Genomic DNA, 19,968 nt, shown 5'->3' on the forward strand with positions numbered 1-19,968 from the left:
TGCGCCGCCGCGTCCTGCTGGCCGCCGCGGCAGGCGGCGGCGACGAGGACCAGCGGGCCGCGCTCGCGGACGCCGCCCAACAGGCGGCCGACGTGGCGGAGTTCAGCGACCGGCACCGGGCCGAACCGGGGATGACCGGACGCCTCGCGGACGCCACCGTCATGCTCGGACGGCTCGCCGTGGGCCGCGGCGACAGTGAACAGGCCATTCAACTCCTCACCCGAGGAGCCGAGTTGCACCACGCGGCGGAACAGCCCTGGTACGCGGCCGAGCCCGAGGCGGCCCTCGCCGACCTGACGCTGCGCGGCGGCGACCCCGAGACCGCGGCCGATTGCGCGCGCGCCGCGCTCGACCACGGCGCCGACGTACTCGAACCGCCGCACCGCGCCCGTCTGCACCTGCTCATCGCCCAGGCCCGCGCCGTGCTCGGCGACGACGAACAGGCCGCGGCCCAGGCGCTGGAGGCCGCGACCTGGGCCGACGAGGCCGGTCACGGCGACGACATGGGGGCCACCGCCCGGCTGCTGTTCGGCGGCGTGCTGCGACGGCTCGGCCGCGCCGAGGAGGGTGCCTGCGTCCTGGAGTCCGTCCTGCCCGACCTGGAACGCGGCGGCGACGAGGCCCAGATCGTCCAGGCCCGCTGGTGGCTCGCCGAGTGCCAACTCGACCTCGGTGAGGCCCGCGAGGCCGCCGAGCAGTTCCTGCGCGCGGCCCGGGTCGCCGAGGGCTGGGACGACCCCTGCGACCACGCCATGCTCGCCAATCTCGCCGCCGAAGCGCTCGGCCGCGCGGGTCTGGACGACGAGGCCGTACGCGCCTACGCCCGCGCCGAGGACCTCTGGCGCGCTGTGGGCGACCCCCACGCCCTGATCCGTACCCTGCGCGCCCGCGCCTGGATCGAAGTGCGCGAGGGCCGCGGCGGCATCGCCGCCGCCCGCTCCCTCATGACCGCCGCCGTCGACACCGTGGAACAGGCGCTCGAAGCCGTCGGCTCCGACGACGGGACGGCCGCGACCCACCTGCGCGTGGACCTCGCCGACACCTACCGTCAGACCGCCGAGATCGTCATACGCGCGGCGGGCGGGACCGCCGACTCCGACGACGGTCCGGGGGACATGGACGCCGTCTACGAGGAGGCCCTGGCACTGGCCGACCTCGCCGTCGCCACCCTCACACCGCTCGGCGCCGCCGCCCGCGACGACCGCACCGCCGCCACCCTCATGGCCGCCTGGCTGGAAGCCGACCTCGCCCGGCCCACCGCCGCCGCCACCCGCGCCCGTACCGTCACCGCCGAGTACGCCGACGCCCAGGGCCCCACGGCCGACGCCCGCCGCGCCGAGGCCGCCTCGGTCCTCGACTACACCAGCGCCGACCGCGCGGACGACGAGAGCTGAGGCCGGGCTCCGGGCCGCTCCTCTCAGCGCGGCGCGGCCGACTCCGCCCTGGCCAGCAGCTCGACCGCCCGGGTGATCGACTCCGGGGACAGGTGGGCGTAGCCGATGACGAGACGGACGCCGGGCCCCTGCGTCGGCGCGTGCTCGTAGTCGGACAGGGGGCGGAGGGTGATTCCGGCGGTGGTCGCGGCGGCCAGCAGGCGGGACGGGGGGCCGTAGCGCGGCGGGAGGGTGACGATGGCGTGCAGGCCGGCGGCGATGCCGCTGGTGGTGGCGCCGGGGAAGTGGGCGGCGAGGGCGGTGGTGAGGGTGTCGCGGCGGCGGCGGTAGAGGCGTTGGCAGCGGCGGAGGTGGCGGTCGTAGTGCCCGGCGGTGAGGAAATCGGCCAGGACGGCCTGCTCGGTGACCGGGTTGCCGAGGTCCATCGTGCGCTTGCGCGCGGCGGCGTCGGCGATGATGTCCGGCGGCGCGACGAGCCAGCCGAGCCGCAGCCCCGGGGCGAGGGTCTTGCTCACCGAACCGGTGTAGACGACATGGCCGGGGGCGAGGCCCTGGAGGGCGCCGACCGGCGCGCGGTCGTAGCGGAAGTCGCCGTCGTAGTCGTCCTCGATGACGAGGCCGTCGACCGTACGGGCCCAGTCGGTGAGTCGGGCGCGTCGCCGTGCCGAGTACGCGACCCCGGTCGGGAACTGGTGGCAGGGCGTGACGATGGCGGACCGTACTCCGGCGGCGGCCAGCGCCGTCACCGACAGCCCCTCCTCGTCGACGGGCACCGGCACCGCCGTCAGCCCCGTCGCCCCGAGCAGTCCGCTCTGCTCGGGGCTGCCCGGGTCCTCGACGGCCGTCGCGCGCTCACCGCGCCCGTGCAGCACGAAGCCGAGCAGCGTGTGCGCCTGGGCCACGCCCGAGCAGACCATCACCTGGTCGGGCTCCGCGGCCACCCCGCGCCGCCTGGCCAGCAACTCCGCCAGCGCCTCGCGCAGTTCGGGCAGGCCGCGGGGATCCGGGTAGCCGAAGGCGCGGTGCGGGAGCCGGGCGATCACCCGCCGGTGGGCCGCCGACCACGCGGCCCTCGGGAACAGGGAGAGGTCCGGCAGACCCGGCCTGAAATCCGTGGGACCGCCCCGGTCGTCCACGGCGGGCATCGCCGTCGCGGCCGGTACGGGTGCGGCGCCCGCGCCCGTCACCCACGTGCCCGAGCCCTGCCGCCCGCTCAGATACCCCTCGGCCGTGAGCTGCGCGTACGCGTCGGTGACCAGGCCCCGCGACACGCCGAGGTCGGCGGCCAGTTCACGGCTGGCGGGCAGTTGCGTGCCGGGCGAGAGCCGTCCCGAGCGCACGGCGTCCCGCAGCGCCGCCTGGAGCGCCCGCCCCCGACCCCGCGGCGATGTCCCCGCGGAGGGCAGCAACAGCTCCCACGCGGCGGTCCACCCCTCGGGCGGAGCGCCGCGCGGCACGCCGCCCGCCCCCTCCACCACCGCACCGGCATCGGCACCGTCACCAGCACCAGCACCAGCATCCGAATTGGTCCTCTTAACTCCCATGGGAATGGACCTTAAGCCGGACCGCTTGTCTCCATACCGTCGTCGCATGAACTCATCCCCACGCGCCGGCTTCCTCTTCGCCACTGCCGCCTGTGTCCTCGTCGGCGCGTCCTTCACCGCGGGCGGCGCGCTCGTGGACTATCCGCACGCGGGCGGCCAGGCACTGCGTTACGGCTCGGCCTGTCTGCTGCTCCTGTGGCCCGCGCGCAAAGGCGCCGGGCGGAGGCTGCGGGCGCTGACCGTACGGCAGTGGGCGCTGGCGGCGGGTGTGGCGGCGATCGGCATGGTCGGTTTCAACCTCGCGATCCTCGCGGCCGAGCGCACCGCGGAACCGGCGGTGCCGGGCGTGCTGGTCGGGTGCGCCCCGGTCGTGGTCGCGGTGCTCGTACCGCTCGGGGCGGGGCGGCGGCCGACGCGGACGGTCGCGGCGGGGGCCGTGCTCGTGGCGTCCGGTGCCTTCGTGGTGCAGGGCTGGGGCGGCACGGACGGCGTGGGGCTGTTCTGGTCGGTGATGGCACTGTTGGGCGAGTGCGGATTCGCCCTGCTGGCGGCGCCGTTGGTGAAGCCGTTGGGTCCGCCGCTGCTGTCGGCGTGCGTGTGCGCGCTGGCCGCCGTGGAGGCGGGGACGCTGGGGCTGGTGACCGAGGGCCGGGCGGCGGTGCGCGTGCCCACCGGATCCGAGGCGCTGGCACTCGGCTGGCAGTCGCTGGTGGCCACCGTGATCGGATTCCTGTGCTGGTACGCGGCCGTGCAGCGGATCGGCACCGAGCGCGCCACCCTCTTCTCCGGGCTGATCCCGGTGTCCGCCGCGGTGACCGCGCCCTTGGTGGCGGTCGGCACCTTCGGGGCGGGCCAACTCGCGGGCGGCGTCCTGGTCGCGGTCGGTGTCGCCGTCGGCTCGGGAGCGCTGCGGTCGCGCCGACGGTCTCGCGCGAAGGGGCCTTACGCGAACCGGCCTCTCGGGAACCCCCTTCCCGCGAACCCCCTGCCCGCGAACGCGCTTCCCGCGAATCCGCTTCCCGAGCACGTCCCCGACCGCGATCGGCGGACCGCGGCGGCGGCGGACGCCCCTTAGCCTGCATGGCAAAATTCCGCGCGGCCGGGAACTCCCGATGGAGTGGGCGAGTTGTGACAGTACGGGCCGGTGCGCGACACCGGTCCGGCCAGCAGCCCCGACCGGGCGCCCCCGTCCCGGTCGGGGCGTCGTCCGCCCGGTGCCGCCGCTCCCGGCGCCTCCCGTACGGTCCTTCGGCGGCCCCGAAGGACCGTACGGTGCGACATAAGACCTACGTGAGTGCTTACTTGGCGCCGAGCACCTGCTGGAGCGGATCGATCGCGAAGTACGCGAGGAAGCACACCGACACACCCCACACCAGCGGATGCACCTCGCGCGCTTTGCCCAGCACGATCTTGATCACGACGAAGGACAGGAAGCCCGCGCCGATCCCGTTGGTGATGCTGTAGGTGAAGGGCATCACGGCGATGGTGAGGAAGGCCGGGATGCCGATGTCGTACTGCGTCCAGTCGATGGTGCGGACCTGCGCCATGAGCAGGAAGCCGACCGCGACCAGGGCGGGGGCGGCGGCCTGGGACGGCACGACGCCCGCGAGCGGGGTCAGGAAGAGCGCCACCACGAACAGCGCACCGGTGACGACGCTCGCCAGACCCGTACGGGCGCCCTCGCCGACACCCGCGGCGGATTCCACGTAGGCGGTGTTGGAGGAGGCGGAGGCCGCGCCGCCCGCGACGGCGGCGGCGCCGTCGATGAACAGCACGCGGCCGATGTTCGGCACCCGGCCCTGCTCGTCCAGCAGACCGGCCTCGTTGGAGATGCCGACGATCGTGCCCATCGCGTCGAAGAAGTCCGACAGCACGAGGGTGAAGACGAAGAGCGCGGCCGTGACGACGCCCGCCTCGCGGAAGCCGCCGAAGAGGCTGAAGTGACCGATCAGCCCGAAGTCGGGCGTGGACGTCACATGGTGCGGCACCTTGGGCACGGTCAGGCCCCACGCCGAGTCCGGCAGGTCGGCGATCTTGTTGACGACGATCGCCACGATCGTCATGACCACGATGCTGATCAGGATCGCGCCCTTGATCCGCCGCGCGACCAGCGCGACCGTCAGCAGCACACCGAGGCAGAAGACCAGCACCGGCCAGCCGGTGAGCGTTCCGGTCGCGCCGAGCTGCACCGGGACCGTCGTCTTCGCCGCGTCGGGGATCCGGCTGGCGAATCCGGCGTCCACGAAGCCGATGAAGGCGATGAACAGGCCGATGCCCACGCTGATCGCCTGTTTGATCGGCTGCGGGATCGCGTTCATGATCGCCTCGCGCAGGCCGGTCGCGACGAGCACGCAGATCAGCAGACCCTCCAGGACGACCAGGCCCATCGCGTCGGGCCAGCTCATCTTGGGCGCGAGCTGGAAGGCCACCACGGCGTTCAGGCCGAGACCGGCCGCGACGGCGAGCGGGAGGTTGCCGCCGACGCCCATGATCGCGGTCATCACGGCCGCCACCAGCGCGGTGGCGGTGGTGAGTTGGGCGACCGAGAGGTGGTGCCCGAACTTGTCCGTGGCGCTGCCCAGGATGATCGGGTTGAGCACGAGGATGTACGCCATGGTGAAGAAGGTGGCGAGACCGCCGCGTATCTCCCGGCCGGGCGTCGATCCGCGCTCCGATATCCGGAAGTAGCGGTCCAGCGGACTGGCCGCGGGTGGTGGTGCGGACGACGGCTTCTCCGCGTCCACGACGGGTCCTGACATGCTGCTCCTCTGGATTCAACACACGGTGGAACGAGGGCGGGGCACACGGATTGTGCTCCCCGGTCCGCCCCGGCGGGTTTCCGTGGCGTTACCCCGTATCACCGTCGGGTTTCAGTCATGCTCAGGTCAACACCCGCGTCGTTTCCCACGGACATCACGAACGCCGTCTCAGCACACCGTCAACAACTCGTGAACGTCTCGCGCGGCAGCCCCGTAGCAGGCCGTCGCGTTCGAGGATTGGTCTTGACCAAGTTCACGAGGCGGCTCTATCGTCGAGACGTAGTAGTGCAAGGACCTTTAATAAATAGTGGTTCGGAAACAAGGCTGAACAAGCCGAGGGCGTGGCCGACAAGCCAGAGCCCGTCGCGGACCCGGTGATTGCGAGGACAGGGTGGGGACCACGCAGCTCGAATCGGTGCAGGAGCCGAAGTACTGGCACCTGAAGACCGTGCTGAACGACGCCCTCGACTCGGAGTTCGAGGTCGGTGAGATCCTGCCGAACGAGCGGGACCTGGCCGCCCGCTTCGGTGTCGCGCGCGCGACGCTCCGGCAGGCGCTCGAACAGTTGGAACTCGAAGGGCGCCTCCAGCGGCGCAGGGGGGTCGGCACCACCGTGGCACCGCCGCGGATGGGCGTGGCCGTGGGACCGGTCGCCGAGGCGTGGCCCGGCTCCGGCCGTGACTCCTGGAACACCGTGGGCTGCGTCGAGGCCGCCGCGCCCGGCCCGGTCGCCGCGCTCCTCGGCACCGGCGGCGAGGCCGTGCACACCATCCGCCGCGAGCGCGTGATGCGCGGCCAGCACGTCGCGACCGAGCTGCTGTACGTGCCCCCGGCCTCGGTGCCCGAGCTGTCGACGATGCTCACGCCCGCGAACCACGGCCCCGCCGTACTGCGCGAGCTGCACACGCTGGAGCTGGAGGGCGAGGACCGCTCCGTCGAGCTGGGCTCGGCCAGCGCTCAGGACGCCAAGCAGCTCGACCGGCTCCCCGGCGCGCCCGTCCTGGTCGTCACCACCCGCTACTTCTCCGAGGGCCGGGTCGCCGCCGCGTCGGTGGCCACGTACCGCGCCGACACGTGCCGACTGACCTTCGGCGACTCGGGTGCCCTGGAGGTCACCCACCACCAGGACGACAGCCGCCAGGCTTCCTGAACCGGGCGAGTGCCTCGGCGGCGAGCCCCCGCCGGTCGGGACGACCGGAGGCGGCGAGCCCGGTGGCCGTACGCCGACCCGACGTCACCACGGCGCGGTACTGATACGTCAGTGCCGCGCCAGTGACGTCTGCTCCACCGCGAAGAGCTGCTCCTCGACATGGTCCAGGGCCAGCCGCAGGGCGCCGGTCGCGATGGCCTCCTGTCCGAGCGCGGACAGCGTCACCTTCGGGGGCCGCAGGCAGTAGCGCGCCAGCTCGGAACGGAGCGGTTCCAGGACCCCGTCAAGGCCCGCCGCCCAGCCGCCGACGACCACCAGCTCCGGATCGATCGCCAGCACCAGCGCGGCGACGTCGTGCACCAGGCGGCGCAGGAAGCGCTCGACGGCGTCCTTGGCCTGCACATCGCCCTTCTTCGCCAGCGCGAAGACCCGTGCGACCGCCGGTTCGTCCAGCGGGTGCAGCGGGGTGCCGGTGGTCGACAGCAGGTACTCGGGCGTGACCTCGCGGCCCAGCAGGTGCAGGGCGCCGATCTCGCCCGCCGCGCCGCCGAAGCCGCGGTGCAGCCGCCCGCCGATCAGCGAACCCGCGCCGGGGCTCAGCCCGGCCAGGACGAAGACCACGTCGTCGGTGTCGACCGCGACACCCTTCCAGTGCTCGGCGACCGCCGCGACATTCGCGTCGTTCTCCACCAGCACCGGACAGCGGAAGGAACGCTGCAACCGCTCGCCCAGCGGCAGCCCCGTCCAGCCGGGCAGCGCCGTGCTCAGCCGGACCTCGCCGTGCGCCTCCACGATGCCGGGGCTGCCCACGCCGACCGCCCACAGGGTGCTGCGGGCCACCCCGGCCTTGCGCAGCAGCTCGGCGACCGTGCCGCGGACCCGCTCCAGCCGGTCGTCGGCGGACGCGGCCTCGTCGACCTCGCGGCCGTGCGAGCCCAGCACCTGGCCGCTGAGGTCCGACAGCACCACCCGCACCTGGTGCGCGCCGATCTCGATGCCCAGCAGATGCCCGGCCTCGGCGTGGAAACGGAACCGGCGGGCGGGACGGCCCTGCTTGCGCGCGTCGGCGCCCTCGGGGGCCACCTCGACCACCAGGTCCGACTCGGCCAGGCCCTCGATGACGCCCTCGACGGTGGGCCGCGACAGTCCCGTGCTGTGCACCAGCTCGGTCAGTGTCGGGGCCTGCGCCCCGCGCAGCGCATGGAGGACGACCGCGGAATTGATCCGCCGGAGCAGGGATGGGTCCCCGCCGGTGAGCCGCCCCAACGTATGTCCTCCCAGCCTGTACCTGTGTGTGGCGGATCGTACCGGGCGCGGGCCGTCGCGGCGAGTGGTCGCCCGTACCAGCGAAGACGCGTGGCGTCCCGTAAGCGCTGACGGGACGCCAAATGTCCTACGGGGACGGCGCGCCGGACCGGTCGGAGCGCCGGCCGACGCCAAGCGGAAGGGCGGGAGGCTACGGCCTCGGCTCGTGTTCCGCGGCGACGCGCAGCCGGGCGAACTCCTCCGCGAGAGCGGCCGGCGACCAGTGCGCGTTGAGTCCGCTGGGGCTCGGCAGCGCCCAGATCCGGGTCGCGCCGATCGTCCGCTCCTGCGGGCCGACCTGGGCGTGCTTGTCCGCGAAGGCCACCCGGTAGGCGGTGACGCCCAGCACGGCGAGCCAGCCGGGCCGGTACTTTTCGACCTTCGCCGTCAGCAGTCTCCCGCCCTCGACCAGCTCCCGCGCCGTCAGCTCGTCGGCCCGAGCGGTCGCCCGCCCGGCCACGTTCGTGATCCCGAGGCCGAGCGCGAGCATGTCCTCCTGCTCGGCCGGGGCGTAGCGGCGCGGGGTGAAACCGGAGGCGTGCAGCGCGGGCCAGAAGCGGTTGCCCGGCCGGGCGAAGTGCTGCCCGAGATGCGCGGACATCAGCCCCGGATTGATCCCGCAGAACAGCACCCGCAGACCGCCCCCGATGACATCGTCCAGGGTGCGGTCGCGGGCCGCCGTGAGCTGTTCCGGAGTCATACGGGCCGTCGCCTGCTCGTGCTGGTTGTGCTGCTCGTCCTGGTCGTTCTGGTCGTACGGGTCGTACGGGTGGTCGTCCCGGTGGTCGTCCCGGCGGTCAGAGGATCGCGCCGGGGCGGTACGCGGCGGCCTGCGGGTGCGCCTTGGTGACGTCCTCGATCCGCCGGACGACCTCGGCGACCTGTCCGGCCGCCGCGCCCGTGAACGACAGCCGGTCGGCCATCAGCGCGTCGAGACCCGCCCGGTCCAGCGGGATGCGCGCGTCGGCGGCGAGGCGGTCGAGCAGTTCGTTGCGCTCGGTGCCCTGCTCGCGCATGGCCAGCGCGGACGCCACCGCGTTCTCCTTGATCGCCTCGTGCGCGACCTCGCGGCCGACGCCCGCGCGCACCGCGCCCATCAGCACCTTCGTGGTGGCCAGGAACGGCAGGTAGCGGTCCAGTTCGCGCGCGACGACGGCCGGGAAGGCGCCGAACTCGTCCAGCACCGTCAGGAACGTCTCCAGCAGCCCGTCGAAGGCGAAGAAGGCGTCGGGCAGCGCGACCCGGCGCACCACCGAGCACGACACATCGCCCTCGTTCCACTGGTCGCCCGCCAGCTCGCCCGTCATCGACGCGTAGCCGCGCAGGATCACCATCAGGCCGTTGACGCGCTCGCAGGAGCGGGTGTTCATCTTGTGCGGCATCGCCGACGAGCCCACCTGGCCCGGCTTGAAGCCCTCGGTGACCAGCTCGTGTCCGGCCATCAGCCGGATCGTCTTGGCCAGTGACGAAGGACCGGCGGCGAGCTGCACCAAAGCCGTCACCGCGTCGTAGTCCAGCGAGCGCGGGTACACCTGGCCGACCGAGGTGAAGGCCCGCGAGAAGCCGAGGTGGTCGGCGATCCGCCGCTCCAGATCCGCCAGCTTCGCGCTGTCGCCGCCCAGCAGGTCCAGCATGTCCTGCGCGGTGCCGACCGGACCCTTGATGCCGCGCAGCGGATAGCGGCCGATCAGGTCCTCGACCCGCTCGAAGGCCACCAACAGCTCGTCCGCGGTCGTCGCGAAGCGCTTGCCCAACGTCGTCGCCTGCGCCGCCACATTGTGCGAGCGGCCCGCCATCACCAGCTCCGCGTACTCACCCGCGAGCTGCCCCAGCCGCGCGAGCACCGCGACCGTACGGTCCCTGACGTGCTCGAGCGACAGCCGGATCTGAAGCTGCTCCACATTCTCCGTCAGGTCCCGTGACGTCATGCCCTTGTGGACCTGCTCGTGCCCGGCCAGCGCGTTGAACTCCTCGATCCGCGCCTTCACATCGTGCCGGGTGACCTTCTCGCGCTCCGCGATCGAGCCGAGGTCGACCTGCTCGGCCACCCGCTCGTAATCCGCGATGGCCTGCTCCGGCACCTCGATCCCCAGGTCCTTCTGCGCCCGCAGTACGGCCAGCCACAGCCTGCGCTCCAGCACCACCTTCTGCTCGGGAGACCACAAGGTGGCCAACTCCGCCGAGGCGTAGCGGCCGGCAAGGACATTGGGGATGCGCGGCTTAGCAGTCACGTGCGGAGAGTTTACCGGGTATCCAGGCGGCCGGATTCCGCCGGTCACACGCGCCGGAGCCCTGGTCAGCGGTCCGGGGAGGGGCCGTGATCCCCGCCCGCGCGGGGTGCCCCTGCGCCGCCGGGCTGACGAGCGACCCCCGGCGTACGCCGGATCAGTCGTCGTACGACGGACCGGCCGGGTACGGCAGCAGGTCCGGGCGCTTGGCGGGACGGCCGTCGCCGGAGGAGCGGCCGGTGAGGCGGCGGCCGATCCACGGGACGAGGTGCCGGCGGGTGAAGCGCACGTCGGCCGTGCGGCGGGCGGTCCAGCCGGGGCGGACCGCCGGGGGGAGACCGAGCGTCCAGTCGGATTCCGCGGTACGGCCGAGGGTCTGCCAGACGGCCTCGGCGACGCGCCGGTGGCCGTCCGCCGTGAGGTGCAGCCGGTCGTCGGCCCACATGCGCTGGTCGCCCAGGACCTCGGCGCCGTAGAGGTCGACGACCAGGGCGCCGTGGCGGGCCGCGAGGTCGTCGAGGAAGGCGAAGAGCTGCTCCATACGCGGCAGGAAGCGGGCGGCGACCGGCCCGCGCCGGGCGGGGCTGCGCATCAGGACGAGCTGCCCGCAGGCCGGCGCGAGCCGCTCGACACAGCTCTCCAGGACCGCGCAGACCTCGTCCACGTCGCACTTGGGCCGCAGCACGTCGTTGAGACCGCCGACCAGGGTGACCAGGTCGGCGCCCATCGCGGCGGCCACGTCGACCTGGTCCTCGGAGATCTGCCGGATCAGCTTGCCGCGCACGGCGAGATTCGCGTAGCGGAAGCCCGGACCGTCCCCCGGCCCCGGCCGCTGACCGGTCCCGACTCCGGTCCCGGTCCCTGTCGCGGTCCCTGTCGCGGTCCCGGTCGTGGTCCCGGTCGTGGTCCCGTCCCCGGTCGCCGTGAGGGAAGAAGCGGCGGCGAGGCGGGCGGCGAGCAGGTCCGCCCAGCCCCGGTAGGACCCGTCGGGCAGCAGGTCGGACATGCCCTCGGTGAAGGAGTCGCCGACCGCGACGAAGCTGCTGTACGCGGCCGGCGTCCGCGCGCCCGCCTCCGCGCCCGTCTCCGCGTCTGTGTGTGCGTCTGTGTGCGCGTCATTCTGCATGGCGCCGTAGATCCTATGCGACCGCTCAGGCGCACCGGCGACGAGGTCAGGACCCGTACCGGCCGCCGTGCCGGTCAGGGGCGTCCCGGACCGACCAGCTCCTTGAGCACGTCCTCCATCGTCACCAGCCCGATGCCGCGCCCCGCGTCGTCCACGACCGCCGCCAGGTGGGCGCTGCCCGCCCGCATCGCGGTGAGGACGTCGTCCAGCGGGGTGGCGGCGCCGACACGGGTGATGTGCCGCAGGGCGGTGCGCCGGAAGGGCGCGTCCCGCGGATCGGCGTCCAGGGCGTCCTTGACGTGCAGGTAGCCCAGGACCCGGCCGTCGGGGTCGGCGACCGGGAAACGGGAGTAACCGGAGTCGGCGGCGAGCGACTCCAGGCCCTCGGGCGTGATGCCCAGCGGCGCCCGTACCACCCGCTCGGGCGGCACCACGATCTCGCCGATCGGCCGCCTGCCCAGCTCCAGGGCGTCCCGCAGCCGCTCGGCGGCGCGCTCGTCGAGCAGCCCCGCCGCTCCCGCGTCCACCACCATCCGGGACAGCTCGTCGTCGGAGAAGACGGCCGCCACCTCGGAGCGCGGCTCCACCCGCAGCAGCCGCAGCAGCGTGTTGGCGAACGCGTTGATCGCGAAGATCGCCGGCCGCAGCGCCCTGGTCAGCCCGACCAGCGGCGGCCCGAGGACCAGCGCGGACCGCACCGGGTCGGCCAGCGCGATGTTCTTCGGCACCATCTCGCCGAACAGCATGTGCAGATACGTGGCCACGGCCAGCGCGATCACGAACGCGATGACGTGGATCGCGCCCTCCGGCACGTGCACGGCGTGGAACACCGGCTCCAGCAGGTGCGCGATGGCGGGCTCGGCGACGATACCGAGCACCAGCGTGCACACGGTGATGCCGAGCTGCGCCGCGGCCAGCAGCGGCGAGAGGTGCTCCAGCCCCCACACCACGCTGCGGGCGCGGCGGTCGCCGCCCTCGGCGAGGGTTTCCACCTGGCCGCGGCGTACCGAGATCAGGGCGAATTCGGCACCGACGAAGAACGCGTTCACCACGAGGGTGAGCGCGCCGATGAGCAACTGGACGACGGTCATCGGTCACGTCCCCGCTCGGCCGTGCCCGCGGTGTTGTCCACCGTGTTGTCCTCCGTGCTGCCCGCCGTCCTGTCCGGCGTCCTGTCCGGCGCCCTGTCCGCGGCGACGGGGGCCTGAGCCGCCTCCCGCGCGGGGGAGATCAGCCGGGCCCGTGACGCCCGGTGCCCGCTCGCGTCGGTGACCTCGATTCGCCAGCCGTCCAGTTCGAAGGCGTCACCGCGGGCCGGGATACGGCCGAGGCGCTGGGCCACGAGACCGGCCAGTGTCTCGTACGGCCCGTCGGGGGCGTGCAGCCCGATCCGCTCCAACTGGTCCTCGGTACGGGTCGCGCCGTCCGCGTCGTAGATCCGCCGCCCGTCCGGCGCCTCCCGCAGGAAGAGCAGGTCGGGAAGCTCGTGCGGGTCGTGCTCGTCGCGCACCTCGCCAACGACCTCCTCCACGATGTCCTCCATGGTCACCACGCCCGCCGTGCCCCCGTACTCGTCGATCACCACGGCCATCGAGCGCCGTCCGCCCAGCCGGTCGAGCAGCCGGTCCACGGTCAGCGTCTCCGGGACCAGCAGCGGTTCGCGCAGCAGTTCGGTGACCGGCACGCGCAGGCGCCGGTCGGCGGAGACCGCGAGGACGTCCTTGATGTGGGCGGTGCCGATCACCGAGTCCAGGCTGCCGCGGTAGACGGGGAAGCGGGACAGGCCGGTCGCGCGGGTCGCGTTCGCCACGTCCTCGGCGGTGGCGTGCGCCTCGAGCGCGGTGACCTGGACGCGCGGCGTCATCACGTTCTCCGCGGTGAGCTCGGCGAGGTTGAGGGTACGGACGAACAGCTCGGCGGTGTCCGCCTCCAGCACACCCTCCTTGGCCGAGTGCCGGGCCAGCGCGGCCAGCTCCTGCGGCCCGCGCGCCGAGGCCAGCTCCTCCGCGGGTTCGAGGCCCATCGCGCGCAGCACCCGGTTCGCCGTGTTGTTGAGGTGGTGGATCAGCGGGTGGAAGGCGGCGGTAAAGGCGCGCTGCGGCGCCGCCACGGCCTTGGCGACCGGCAGCGGAGTGGAGATCGCCCAGTTCTTCGGCACCAGCTCGCCGATCACCATCAGCGCCACCGTGGACAGGGCGGTGCCCAGCACCAGGGCGACGGAGGACGACGCCGAGTCCGGCAGTCCCGCGGCCCGCAGCGGCCCGCGCAGCAGCTCCGCGATCGAGCTCTTGGCGAGCATGCCGATGACCAGCCCCGTCACGGTGATGCCGAGCTGCGCGCCGGAGAGCTGCACGGTCAGCGTACGGACGGCCGCCAGCGCCGCCGCGGCGCCGCGCTCGCCGTCCCGCTCCGCGCGCTCCAGCTCACCGCGCTCGATCGTGGTCAGGGAGAATTCGGCCGCGACGAAGACGCCGCAGGCGAGGGTGAGCAGTACGGCCACCAGCAGCAGAAGTGTTTCAGTCATCCGGTCACCTCGGTCCCATGATCGGCCACGACCGGGCCGACCGCTCGGTATCGGCGGTCCGGGGCCCGCCAGGTCCTCGCTCGGTGAACCTTCATGAGGTGAGGGGTTTGGTCCACCGGCGCCAGTGGGACTCGCGGGTGTATCCGGCCGCGCTCCAGGCGTGCTGCGCCCGCTCGTTGCGTTCAAGCACCATCGCGTCGCCGCGCCTGCCGCCGAGTGCGGCGAAGCGGCGTTCGGCGGCGTCGAGGAGTGCGGTGGCGACGCCCTGACGCCGGGCGTCCGGGTGGACGGCGAGCCGGTAGAGGTGGCAGCGCCAGCCGTCGAAACCGGCGACGACCGTACCGAGGAGGTCGCCGTCCCGCTCGGCGAGGAGCAGGGCGCCGGGATCGCGGGCGATCAGTCGTTCCACTCCCGCCCGGTCGTCGCTGATGCTGGTGCCCTCGGCCGCGAGCCGCCAGAAGGCGAGGACGGGCAGGGCGTCGGAGGGGGTGGCGGTCCGAAGGTGAAGATCGCTCATCACCGCAGCCAATCACCGCACCGGTTTCCGGGTGGGGAATTCCGGCATGCGAGATGAATGTCGTTCATGCCCTGCCAACGGTCGAAGGCCCCGAACCGTCCCCGGGGCGGCGCGGGAGGTTTCCGGCGTCGCCGAGGAAGGCGCCCTTGCCGCTACTAGCGCCACGGCGCTAGCGTGGACGCATGTCGAAGACCCAGTTGAACGTTCGGGTGGACGAAGCCACGGCCGAGACGGCCCGGCAGCGCGCGTCGCAGCGCGGCATCAGTGTGAACCGCTATATCGAGGAACTCGTCCAGCAGGACGAGGGCGAGAACGGCAAGACCTTCGTCGAGGCCGCCGCCGACTTCATGAAGCGTTACGAAGAGGTCTTCGCGGAGGAGTTCGGCACCCGGGCGGCCGCCCGGGGTGAAGGCGCGCGTTGACCCTCCGTATCGACCTCGCATGGCTGCTGATGGTCGCCGAGCACTACACGCCGGGCGACCCGCAGGTGACCGACTGGGGCGCGCTCGTCGCGGCCGTCAGCAGGCACGACGCGGAGATCTTCGGCACGCCCGTCTACACCGACACCCACACCCGCGCCGCCGCCATGCTCCAGTTGCTCGTGCATGTCCCGGCGCTGGAGGAGACGAACGCGCTGTTCGCCTCCGCCGTGGCCTACGCCTACCTCGTCGCCAGCCGCCTCAAGCCGACCATGACGCCGGAACAGGTACGCGACCTGGCCCGGCTGGTGAAGGACGGCTCGGCGCCGCTGGACCGGATAGCCGACGAGCTGCGCACCTGGACGACGGAGGCGGAGCCGGGCCCGGCCGGACAGGGCGGGTAGCGGCGCCGCGCGGCTACGCCTTGTACGGCGCCGGGGCGAAGACCTCCGCGAAGGCCGCCGCGTCCCAGGTGCCGCCGAGCTGCGGGGCCAGCCAGTCGGGGGCGGCGGTGCGGAAGGCGGCGGGGGAGAGGGCGCCTGCGGCTTCCGGCAGCGCGCCGAGCAGCGGCGCCTGCGCGGCCTCGGGAAGGTCGGCGATGTTGCAGCGCTCGGCCAGCTCCGGCTCGGCGCGCCAGCTTCCGATGATCACACCGATGCAGTCGACCTTGCGGGCGCTGAGCGCTTCGACGGTCAGCGCCGTGCTGTTGAGGGTGCCGAGCCCGGCCGGGGCGACCAGCAGCACACGAGCGCGCAGCAGCGCGGCCGCGTCGGCGAGGGTCGAGCCCTGCTCGTCGTAGCGGACCAGCAGCCCGCCCGCGCCCTCGACCAGCACGACGTCGTGCACCGCGGAGAGTTTGGCCGCCGCCTCCGCGATGTCCTCCGGGCCCACCGGCCGCAGCCCGGCGCGGCGGGCCGCGGTCGCGGGCGCCAACGGCTCCGGGTAGCGGGCCAGTTCGGCCGCCGTCACCGGACCCGCGAGCCTGGCCACCTCCGCGGCGTCCCCCTGCTCGCCGTCCGCCACGCCCGTCTGGGCGGGCTTGAGCACGGCCACGCTCAGCCCCTGCGCGAGCGACGCGGCGGCCACGGCGGCCGTGGCCACCGTCTTGCCGACCTCGGTACCCGTTCCGGTGATGACCACGATGGCCATGGTGTCGCTCCGTTCCTCGTTGCCGTGCCATGTCATGTCGCCGTGCCGCTCCGGGCGCCGCGCGTGTGCCCGGAGCGTACGGTCCCGGCGCACCTCGTACCCGTGCCGGGACCGCTCATTCCGCCCAATTGGTGACGAGCGCGGTCAGCTCGTACGACGTATGCCGTAGGGCGCGCGGTAGGTCGTATAAGCGTGCGCCCGGGACGTGGCCCGGTCAGCCCGCGACGGCCGCGTCCCGTACCGCCGCGCAGATCCGCGCCACGTCGTCGTCACCCGTCACATAGGGCGGCATCGTGTAGACGAGATCGCGGAAGGGCCGCAGCCACACCCCGGCGCGCACCGCGGCGGCGGTGGCCGCCGCCATGTCGACCGGGTGGTCGAGCTGGACGACGCCGATCGCCCCGAGCACCCGCACATCGCGGACACCGGGCAGCGCGGCGACCCCGGCCAGGCCCTCGCGCAGCCCGGATTCGATGCGCTTGACCTCCAACGCCCAGTCCTGGTCGAGCAGCAGGTCGACGCTGGCGCAGGCGACGGCGGCGGCCAGCGGGTTGCCCATGAAGGTCGGGCCGTGCGCCAGTACGGGCACCTCACCGCGCGAGATGCCCTCGGCGACCTCGCTGGTGCACAGCGCCGCGGCCATCGTGAGATAGCCGCCGGTCAGCGCCTTGCCGACGCACATCACATCGGGGCAGACCCCCGCGTGCCCGGCCGCGAAGAGCGTGCCGGTACGGCCGAAGCCGGTGGCGATCTCGTCGAAGACCAGCAGCACGTCGTGCTCGTCGCACGCCTCCCGCAGCACCCGCAGGTAGTCGGGGGAGTGGAAGGACATGCCGCCCGCGCCCTGCACCACCGGCTCGACGATGACGGCGGCCAGCTCGTCGGCGTGCCGTCCGATCAACTCCCGCAGATGCGCGGTGTACACGGCGTCTGGCGCCGCGTCGAAGCCGGGCGGCGGGGCGTCGGCGAAGATCTGCCGGGGCAGCGCGCCCGACCACAGCTCGTGCATGCCGCCGTCCGGATCGCACACCGACATCGGCTGCCAGGTGTCCCCGTGGTAGCCGCCGCGCCAGGTCAGCAGCCGCTGCTTGCCCGGCCTGCCCAATGAACGCCAGTACTGGAGGCACATCTTGATCGCGACCTCGACCGATACGGAACCCGAGTCGGCGAGGAAGACATGCCGCAGCGGCTCCGGCGTGATCTCCACCAGCTTCGCCGCGAGACGTACGGCGGGCTCGTGCGTGAGCCCGCCGAACATCACATGACTCATCCGGTCGAGCTGCGCGTGCGCCGCGTCGTCCAGTACGGGGTGCCGGTAGCCGTGGATCGCCGACCACCACGACGACATGCCGTCGACCAGTTCGGTACGGCCCTCGGCGGGCGCCGCGAGCCGCAGCCGTACGCCCGACGCGGACGCGACGACAAGCGGCTCCTGACGGCCGGGCATCGGGCCGTACGGATGCCAGACGTGCTCCCGGTCCAGCGCCAGCAGCGTGTCGGGGTCGAGCGGCGCGTCGGGCGAGGGGCAGGGCTCAGGCATTGGGCGGCAGGTCCGTCCCCACGCCGCGTCGCCGTACCGCCACCAGACCGGGGCGCGGGCCCTCGGCGCGTACCGGTTCCGTCCGCACCGTCTCGGTCCGTACGGGCGCCGCGCTCGCGGCCGGTGCCGCGTCCTCGTCGTGGCCGCAGGGGCCGCAGCCGCCGTCGTGCGAGCCGCACACGGAGCCGGAGGCTTGGGAGCCGCAGCCGGTCGCCGCCCCGGCGACGTCGGCGCGGTGCGCGGGCAGCGTGGACGTCCCCGCGCCCTCCACCTCGAAGCCCGCGTCGGCGATCATGTCGAGGTCGGCCTGGCCCGCCTGGCCCTCACTGGTCAGATAGTCGCCCAGGAAGATCGAGTTGACCAGGTGCAGGGCCAGCGGCTGCATCGTGCGCAGGTGCACCTCACGGCCGCCCGCGAGCCGTACCTCGACGTCCGGGCAGACGAACCGCGTCATCGCCAGGATGCGCAGGCAGCGCTGCGGGGTGAGATTCCACTCCTTGGCCAGCGGCGTGCCCTCGAACGGGATCAGGAAGTTCACCGGCACCGAGTCCGGGTCGAGCGCGCGCAGCGAGAACACCACGTCCACCAGGTCCGCGTCGCTCTCACCCATGCCCGCGATCAGCCCGGAGCACGCGGACAGCCCGGCGGCCTGCGCCTGCCGCACGGTGTCCACGCGGTCGGCGTAGGTGTGCGTCGTGGTGATGTCGCCGTAGGTGTTCTCGGAGGTGTTGAGGTTGTGGTTGTACGCGTCGGCGCCCGCCGTCCGCAGCCGGTCGGCCTGGCCGCCGGAGAGCAGCCCGAGGCAGGCGCACACCTCGACGTCCTCGTTCTGGTCCTTGATGGCCGCGATGGTCGCCGAGACCCGGTCCACGTCGCGGTCGGTGGGACCGCGCCCGCTCGCCACCAGGCACACCCGCTTGGCGCCGCCCGCCACCCCGGCGCTCGCCGCCGCGGCGGCCTCGTCGGGCTTGAGCCAGGTGTACTTGAGGATCTCGGCCTTCGAACCGAGCCGCTGCGAACAGTACGAGCAGTCCTCGGGGCACAGCCCTGACTTGAGGTTGACCAGGTAGTTCAGCTTGACCCGGCGTCCGAACCACTGGCGGCGCACCGTGCCCGCGGCGGCCACCACGTCGAGCAGTTCGTCGTCGGAGGTCGCGAGGACGGCAAGCGCCTCGTCCCTGGTGGGCAGCTCGCGCCGCAGCCCCTTGTCCACGAGAGTGGTCAGCAGATCCATAGGGGCGATCCTCGCGCACGACGGCGCCCGCGGCCAATGGCGGACCGCACAACTCGGGTGGCTACTGGTGTGTGCATCACCACACCCTGTGCAGGTGTGCGGGCCAGTACGTTGCTGATGACGTCCGCGTGAGGGGGCGCGCGGCGCAAGCGGCCGACGCGGCTTCGGCAGCAGTGGGCGTTGCCCGTTGACCCGCTGACCCATGACCCGAAGTGCCGCTGAGCCACCGAGTCGCTGAGCCGCTGAGCCGCCGAGCCGCCGAGCTGAAAACCTGCTGATCCGCCCGATCCGTTGACCCGCCGACCCCAGGGACACCCGTGAAGAGCACCCGCCCCGCCGACCCGCACGCCTCCGCCGGGAGCGACACCGCCGACCCGTCGGGTCCCTTCGGCTGGATCGCGGAACAGGCGCGGATCAGGCGCGAGGCCGGGCTCCGGCGGGAGCTGCGCCCCCGCCCGGCGGACTGGGAACTGCTCGACCTCGCGGGGAACGACTACCTCGGCCTGACCCGGCACCCCGAGGTCACCCAGGCGGGCGCCGACGCCTGCCTGCGCTGGGGCGCGGGCGCCACCGGCTCCCGGCTGGTCACCGGCAGCACCGCGCTGCACGCGGAACTCGAAGCGGAGATCGCCGACTTCACCGGCTTCGAGGCGGCCCTGGTCCTCGCCTCCGGCTATGCCGCCAACCTCGCCGCCGTCACCGCGCTGACCGGCCCCGACACCCTGCTGGTATCCGACGCCGCCAACCACGCCTCGCTGATCGACGGCTGCCGCCTGTCGCGTGCCACCACCGAAGTGGTGCCGCACGCCGACCCCGAGGCCGTACGCAAGGCGCTCGGCGCGCGGGCCCGGCGGGGCGCCGACGCGTCCCGGTCCGGCGGAGCGCCTTCCGTCGTCGTCAGCGACTCGGTGTTCTCGGTGGACGGCGACGCGGCGCCGCTGCCCGCGCTCGCCGCCGGGCTGACCGCGTTGGCCCACTTGGCCCTGTCCATGCCCGGCGCTGCCGCGCCTCCCGCGCCGGACATCGTCGTCGTGTTGGCGGCCGATCTGCCGTTCTTGACGGTCGACGCCGTGGCGGGC

General features: G+C 73.3%; 17 protein-coding genes and 1 pseudogene. 6 read left to right on the top strand and 12 right to left on the bottom strand.

Annotation, left to right across the window (positions count from 1 at the left end; translation table 11 throughout):
• A pseudogene (locus BGM09_RS34730) lies at nt 1–1,394 on the top strand (tetratricopeptide repeat protein); the annotation flags it as partial.
• 23 nt (nt 1,395–1,417) lie between these two features.
• Here the strand turns inward: BGM09_RS34730 and BGM09_RS34735 are convergent.
• The gene (locus BGM09_RS34735; protein WP_188285734.1) at nt 1,418–2,938 is read right to left on the bottom strand and encodes a PLP-dependent aminotransferase family protein; all 1,521 of its coding nucleotides are present in this window, start codon (nt 2,936–2,938) and stop codon (nt 1,418–1,420) included.
• Nucleotides 2,939–2,984: 46 nt separating this feature from the next.
• Here BGM09_RS34735 and BGM09_RS34740 point away from each other — a divergent pair, with 46 nt between their 5' ends.
• Nucleotides 2,985–4,013, top strand: a complete 1,029-nt coding sequence (locus tag BGM09_RS34740; RefSeq protein ID WP_188285735.1) for a DMT family transporter — start codon at nt 2,985–2,987, stop codon at nt 4,011–4,013.
• 223 nt (nt 4,014–4,236) lie between these two features.
• Here the strand turns inward: BGM09_RS34740 and BGM09_RS34745 are convergent, their stop codons facing one another.
• Nucleotides 4,237–5,697 carry an NCS2 family permease gene (locus BGM09_RS34745; protein WP_188285736.1) on the bottom strand — a complete coding sequence of 487 codons (1,461 nt, stop codon included), beginning with the start codon at nt 5,695–5,697 and terminating at the stop codon, nt 4,237–4,239.
• A 391-nt stretch (nt 5,698–6,088) separates the two neighbouring features.
• Here BGM09_RS34745 and BGM09_RS34750 point away from each other — a divergent pair, with 391 nt between their 5' ends.
• Nucleotides 6,089–6,847 (top strand): GntR family transcriptional regulator, encoded by a 759-nt coding sequence (locus BGM09_RS34750; RefSeq protein ID WP_188285737.1) that lies wholly within the window; start codon nt 6,089–6,091, stop codon nt 6,845–6,847.
• 108 nt (nt 6,848–6,955) lie between these two features.
• Here BGM09_RS34750 and BGM09_RS34755 read toward each other — a convergent pair whose 3' ends face one another.
• The 7 genes from BGM09_RS34755 to BGM09_RS34785 all read right to left on the bottom strand — a co-directional run bounded on the left by BGM09_RS34755 (nt 6,956) and on the right by BGM09_RS34785 (nt 14,547).
• On the bottom strand, nt 6,956–8,113 hold the full coding sequence (locus BGM09_RS34755; protein WP_188285738.1) for an ROK family protein: 1,158 nt from the start codon (nt 8,111–8,113) through the stop codon (nt 6,956–6,958).
• A gap of 190 nt (nt 8,114–8,303) precedes the next feature.
• Entirely contained in the window at nt 8,304–8,852 is a 549-nt protein-coding gene (gene mug, locus BGM09_RS34760) for a G/U mismatch-specific DNA glycosylase (protein WP_188285739.1), read from the bottom strand.
• A 97-nt stretch (nt 8,853–8,949) separates the two neighbouring features.
• A complete protein-coding gene (gene purB / locus BGM09_RS34765) occupies nt 8,950–10,383 on the bottom strand; it encodes an adenylosuccinate lyase (protein ID WP_188285740.1) in 1,434 nt (477 codons plus the stop codon).
• 154 nt (nt 10,384–10,537) lie between these two features.
• Entirely contained in the window at nt 10,538–11,386 is an 849-nt protein-coding gene (locus BGM09_RS34770; RefSeq protein ID WP_411158406.1) for an SGNH/GDSL hydrolase family protein, read from the bottom strand.
• A 194-nt stretch (nt 11,387–11,580) separates the two neighbouring features.
• Nucleotides 11,581–12,597 (bottom strand): hemolysin family protein, encoded by a 1,017-nt coding sequence (locus tag BGM09_RS34775; RefSeq protein ID WP_188285742.1) that lies wholly within the window; start codon nt 12,595–12,597, stop codon nt 11,581–11,583.
• Complete coding sequence (locus BGM09_RS34780) at nt 12,594–14,030, bottom strand: hemolysin family protein (protein WP_188285743.1); 1,437 nt, start codon at nt 14,028–14,030, stop codon at nt 12,594–12,596. The genes BGM09_RS34775 and BGM09_RS34780 overlap by 4 nt, the downstream gene beginning before the upstream one ends.
• A gap of 91 nt (nt 14,031–14,121) precedes the next feature.
• Complete coding sequence (locus tag BGM09_RS34785; RefSeq protein WP_188285744.1) at nt 14,122–14,547, bottom strand: GNAT family N-acetyltransferase; 426 nt, start codon at nt 14,545–14,547, stop codon at nt 14,122–14,124.
• A gap of 182 nt (nt 14,548–14,729) precedes the next feature.
• On the opposite strand from BGM09_RS34785, the gene BGM09_RS34790 reads away from it, so the two are divergent.
• Nucleotides 14,730–14,969, top strand: a complete 240-nt coding sequence (locus BGM09_RS34790) for an antitoxin (RefSeq protein ID WP_188285745.1) — start codon at nt 14,730–14,732, stop codon at nt 14,967–14,969.
• Nucleotides 14,966–15,370, top strand: a complete 405-nt coding sequence (locus BGM09_RS34795) for a fic family toxin-antitoxin system, toxin component (protein WP_188285746.1) — start codon at nt 14,966–14,968, stop codon at nt 15,368–15,370. The genes BGM09_RS34790 and BGM09_RS34795 overlap by 4 nt, the downstream gene beginning before the upstream one ends.
• A 13-nt stretch (nt 15,371–15,383) precedes the next feature.
• Here the strand turns inward: BGM09_RS34795 and bioD are convergent, their stop codons facing one another.
• The 3 genes from bioD to bioB form a co-directional block, all read right to left on the bottom strand.
• Nucleotides 15,384–16,115 (bottom strand): dethiobiotin synthase, encoded by a 732-nt coding sequence (gene bioD / locus BGM09_RS34800; RefSeq protein WP_188285747.1) that lies wholly within the window; start codon nt 16,113–16,115, stop codon nt 15,384–15,386.
• Nucleotides 16,116–16,329: 214 nt separating this feature from the next.
• Nucleotides 16,330–17,655: an adenosylmethionine--8-amino-7-oxononanoate transaminase gene (locus BGM09_RS34805; protein ID WP_188285748.1), complete on the bottom strand. Its 1,326-nt coding sequence runs from the start codon at nt 17,653–17,655 to the stop codon at nt 16,330–16,332.
• On the bottom strand, nt 17,648–18,889 hold the full coding sequence (bioB, locus tag BGM09_RS34810) for a biotin synthase BioB (RefSeq protein ID WP_188285749.1): 1,242 nt from the start codon (nt 18,887–18,889) through the stop codon (nt 17,648–17,650). The genes BGM09_RS34805 and bioB overlap by 8 nt, the downstream gene beginning before the upstream one ends.
• Before the next feature lie 395 nt (nt 18,890–19,284).
• Between bioB and BGM09_RS34815 the strand changes: the two genes are divergently transcribed.
• Nucleotides 19,285–19,968, top strand: a 684-nt coding sequence (locus BGM09_RS34815; protein ID WP_317453013.1) for an aminotransferase class I/II-fold pyridoxal phosphate-dependent enzyme, incomplete at its 3' end; no start/stop codon positions are given.

It is taken from the genome of Streptomyces sp. CBMA29, assembly GCF_014596445.1.
Taxonomy (GTDB): Bacteria; Actinomycetota; Actinomycetes; order Streptomycetales; family Streptomycetaceae; genus Actinacidiphila.

What these genes read in the sequence shown, in the direction of transcription:
- BGM09_RS34735 (WP_188285734.1), bottom strand. Translation starts at nt 2,938, where the DNA reads ATGGGAGTTAAGAGGACCAATTCGGATGCTGGTGCTGGTGCTGGTGAC.
- BGM09_RS34740 (WP_188285735.1), top strand. Translation starts at nt 2,985, where the DNA reads ATGAACTCATCCCCACGCGCCGGCTTCCTCTTCGCCACTGCCGCCTGT.
- BGM09_RS34745 (WP_188285736.1), bottom strand. Translation starts at nt 5,697, where the DNA reads ATGTCAGGACCCGTCGTGGACGCGGAGAAGCCGTCGTCCGCACCACCA.
- mug (WP_188285739.1), bottom strand. Translation starts at nt 8,852, where the DNA reads ATGACTCCGGAACAGCTCACGGCGGCCCGCGACCGCACCCTGGACGAT.
- BGM09_RS34770 (WP_411158406.1), bottom strand. Translation starts at nt 11,386, where the DNA reads ATGTCCGACCTGCTGCCCGACGGGTCCTACCGGGGCTGGGCGGACCTG.
- BGM09_RS34775 (WP_188285742.1), bottom strand. Translation starts at nt 12,597, where the DNA reads ATGACCGTCGTCCAGTTGCTCATCGGCGCGCTCACCCTCGTGGTGAAC.
- BGM09_RS34780 (WP_188285743.1), bottom strand. Translation starts at nt 14,030, where the DNA reads ATGACTGAAACACTTCTGCTGCTGGTGGCCGTACTGCTCACCCTCGCC.
- BGM09_RS34785 (WP_188285744.1), bottom strand. Translation starts at nt 14,547, where the DNA reads ATGAGCGATCTTCACCTTCGGACCGCCACCCCCTCCGACGCCCTGCCC.
- BGM09_RS34790 (WP_188285745.1), top strand. Translation starts at nt 14,730, where the DNA reads ATGTCGAAGACCCAGTTGAACGTTCGGGTGGACGAAGCCACGGCCGAG.
- bioD (WP_188285747.1), bottom strand. Translation starts at nt 16,115, where the DNA reads ATGGCCATCGTGGTCATCACCGGAACGGGTACCGAGGTCGGCAAGACG.
- BGM09_RS34805 (WP_188285748.1), bottom strand. Translation starts at nt 17,655, where the DNA reads ATGCCTGAGCCCTGCCCCTCGCCCGACGCGCCGCTCGACCCCGACACG.
- bioB (WP_188285749.1), bottom strand. Translation starts at nt 18,889, where the DNA reads ATGGATCTGCTGACCACTCTCGTGGACAAGGGGCTGCGGCGCGAGCTG.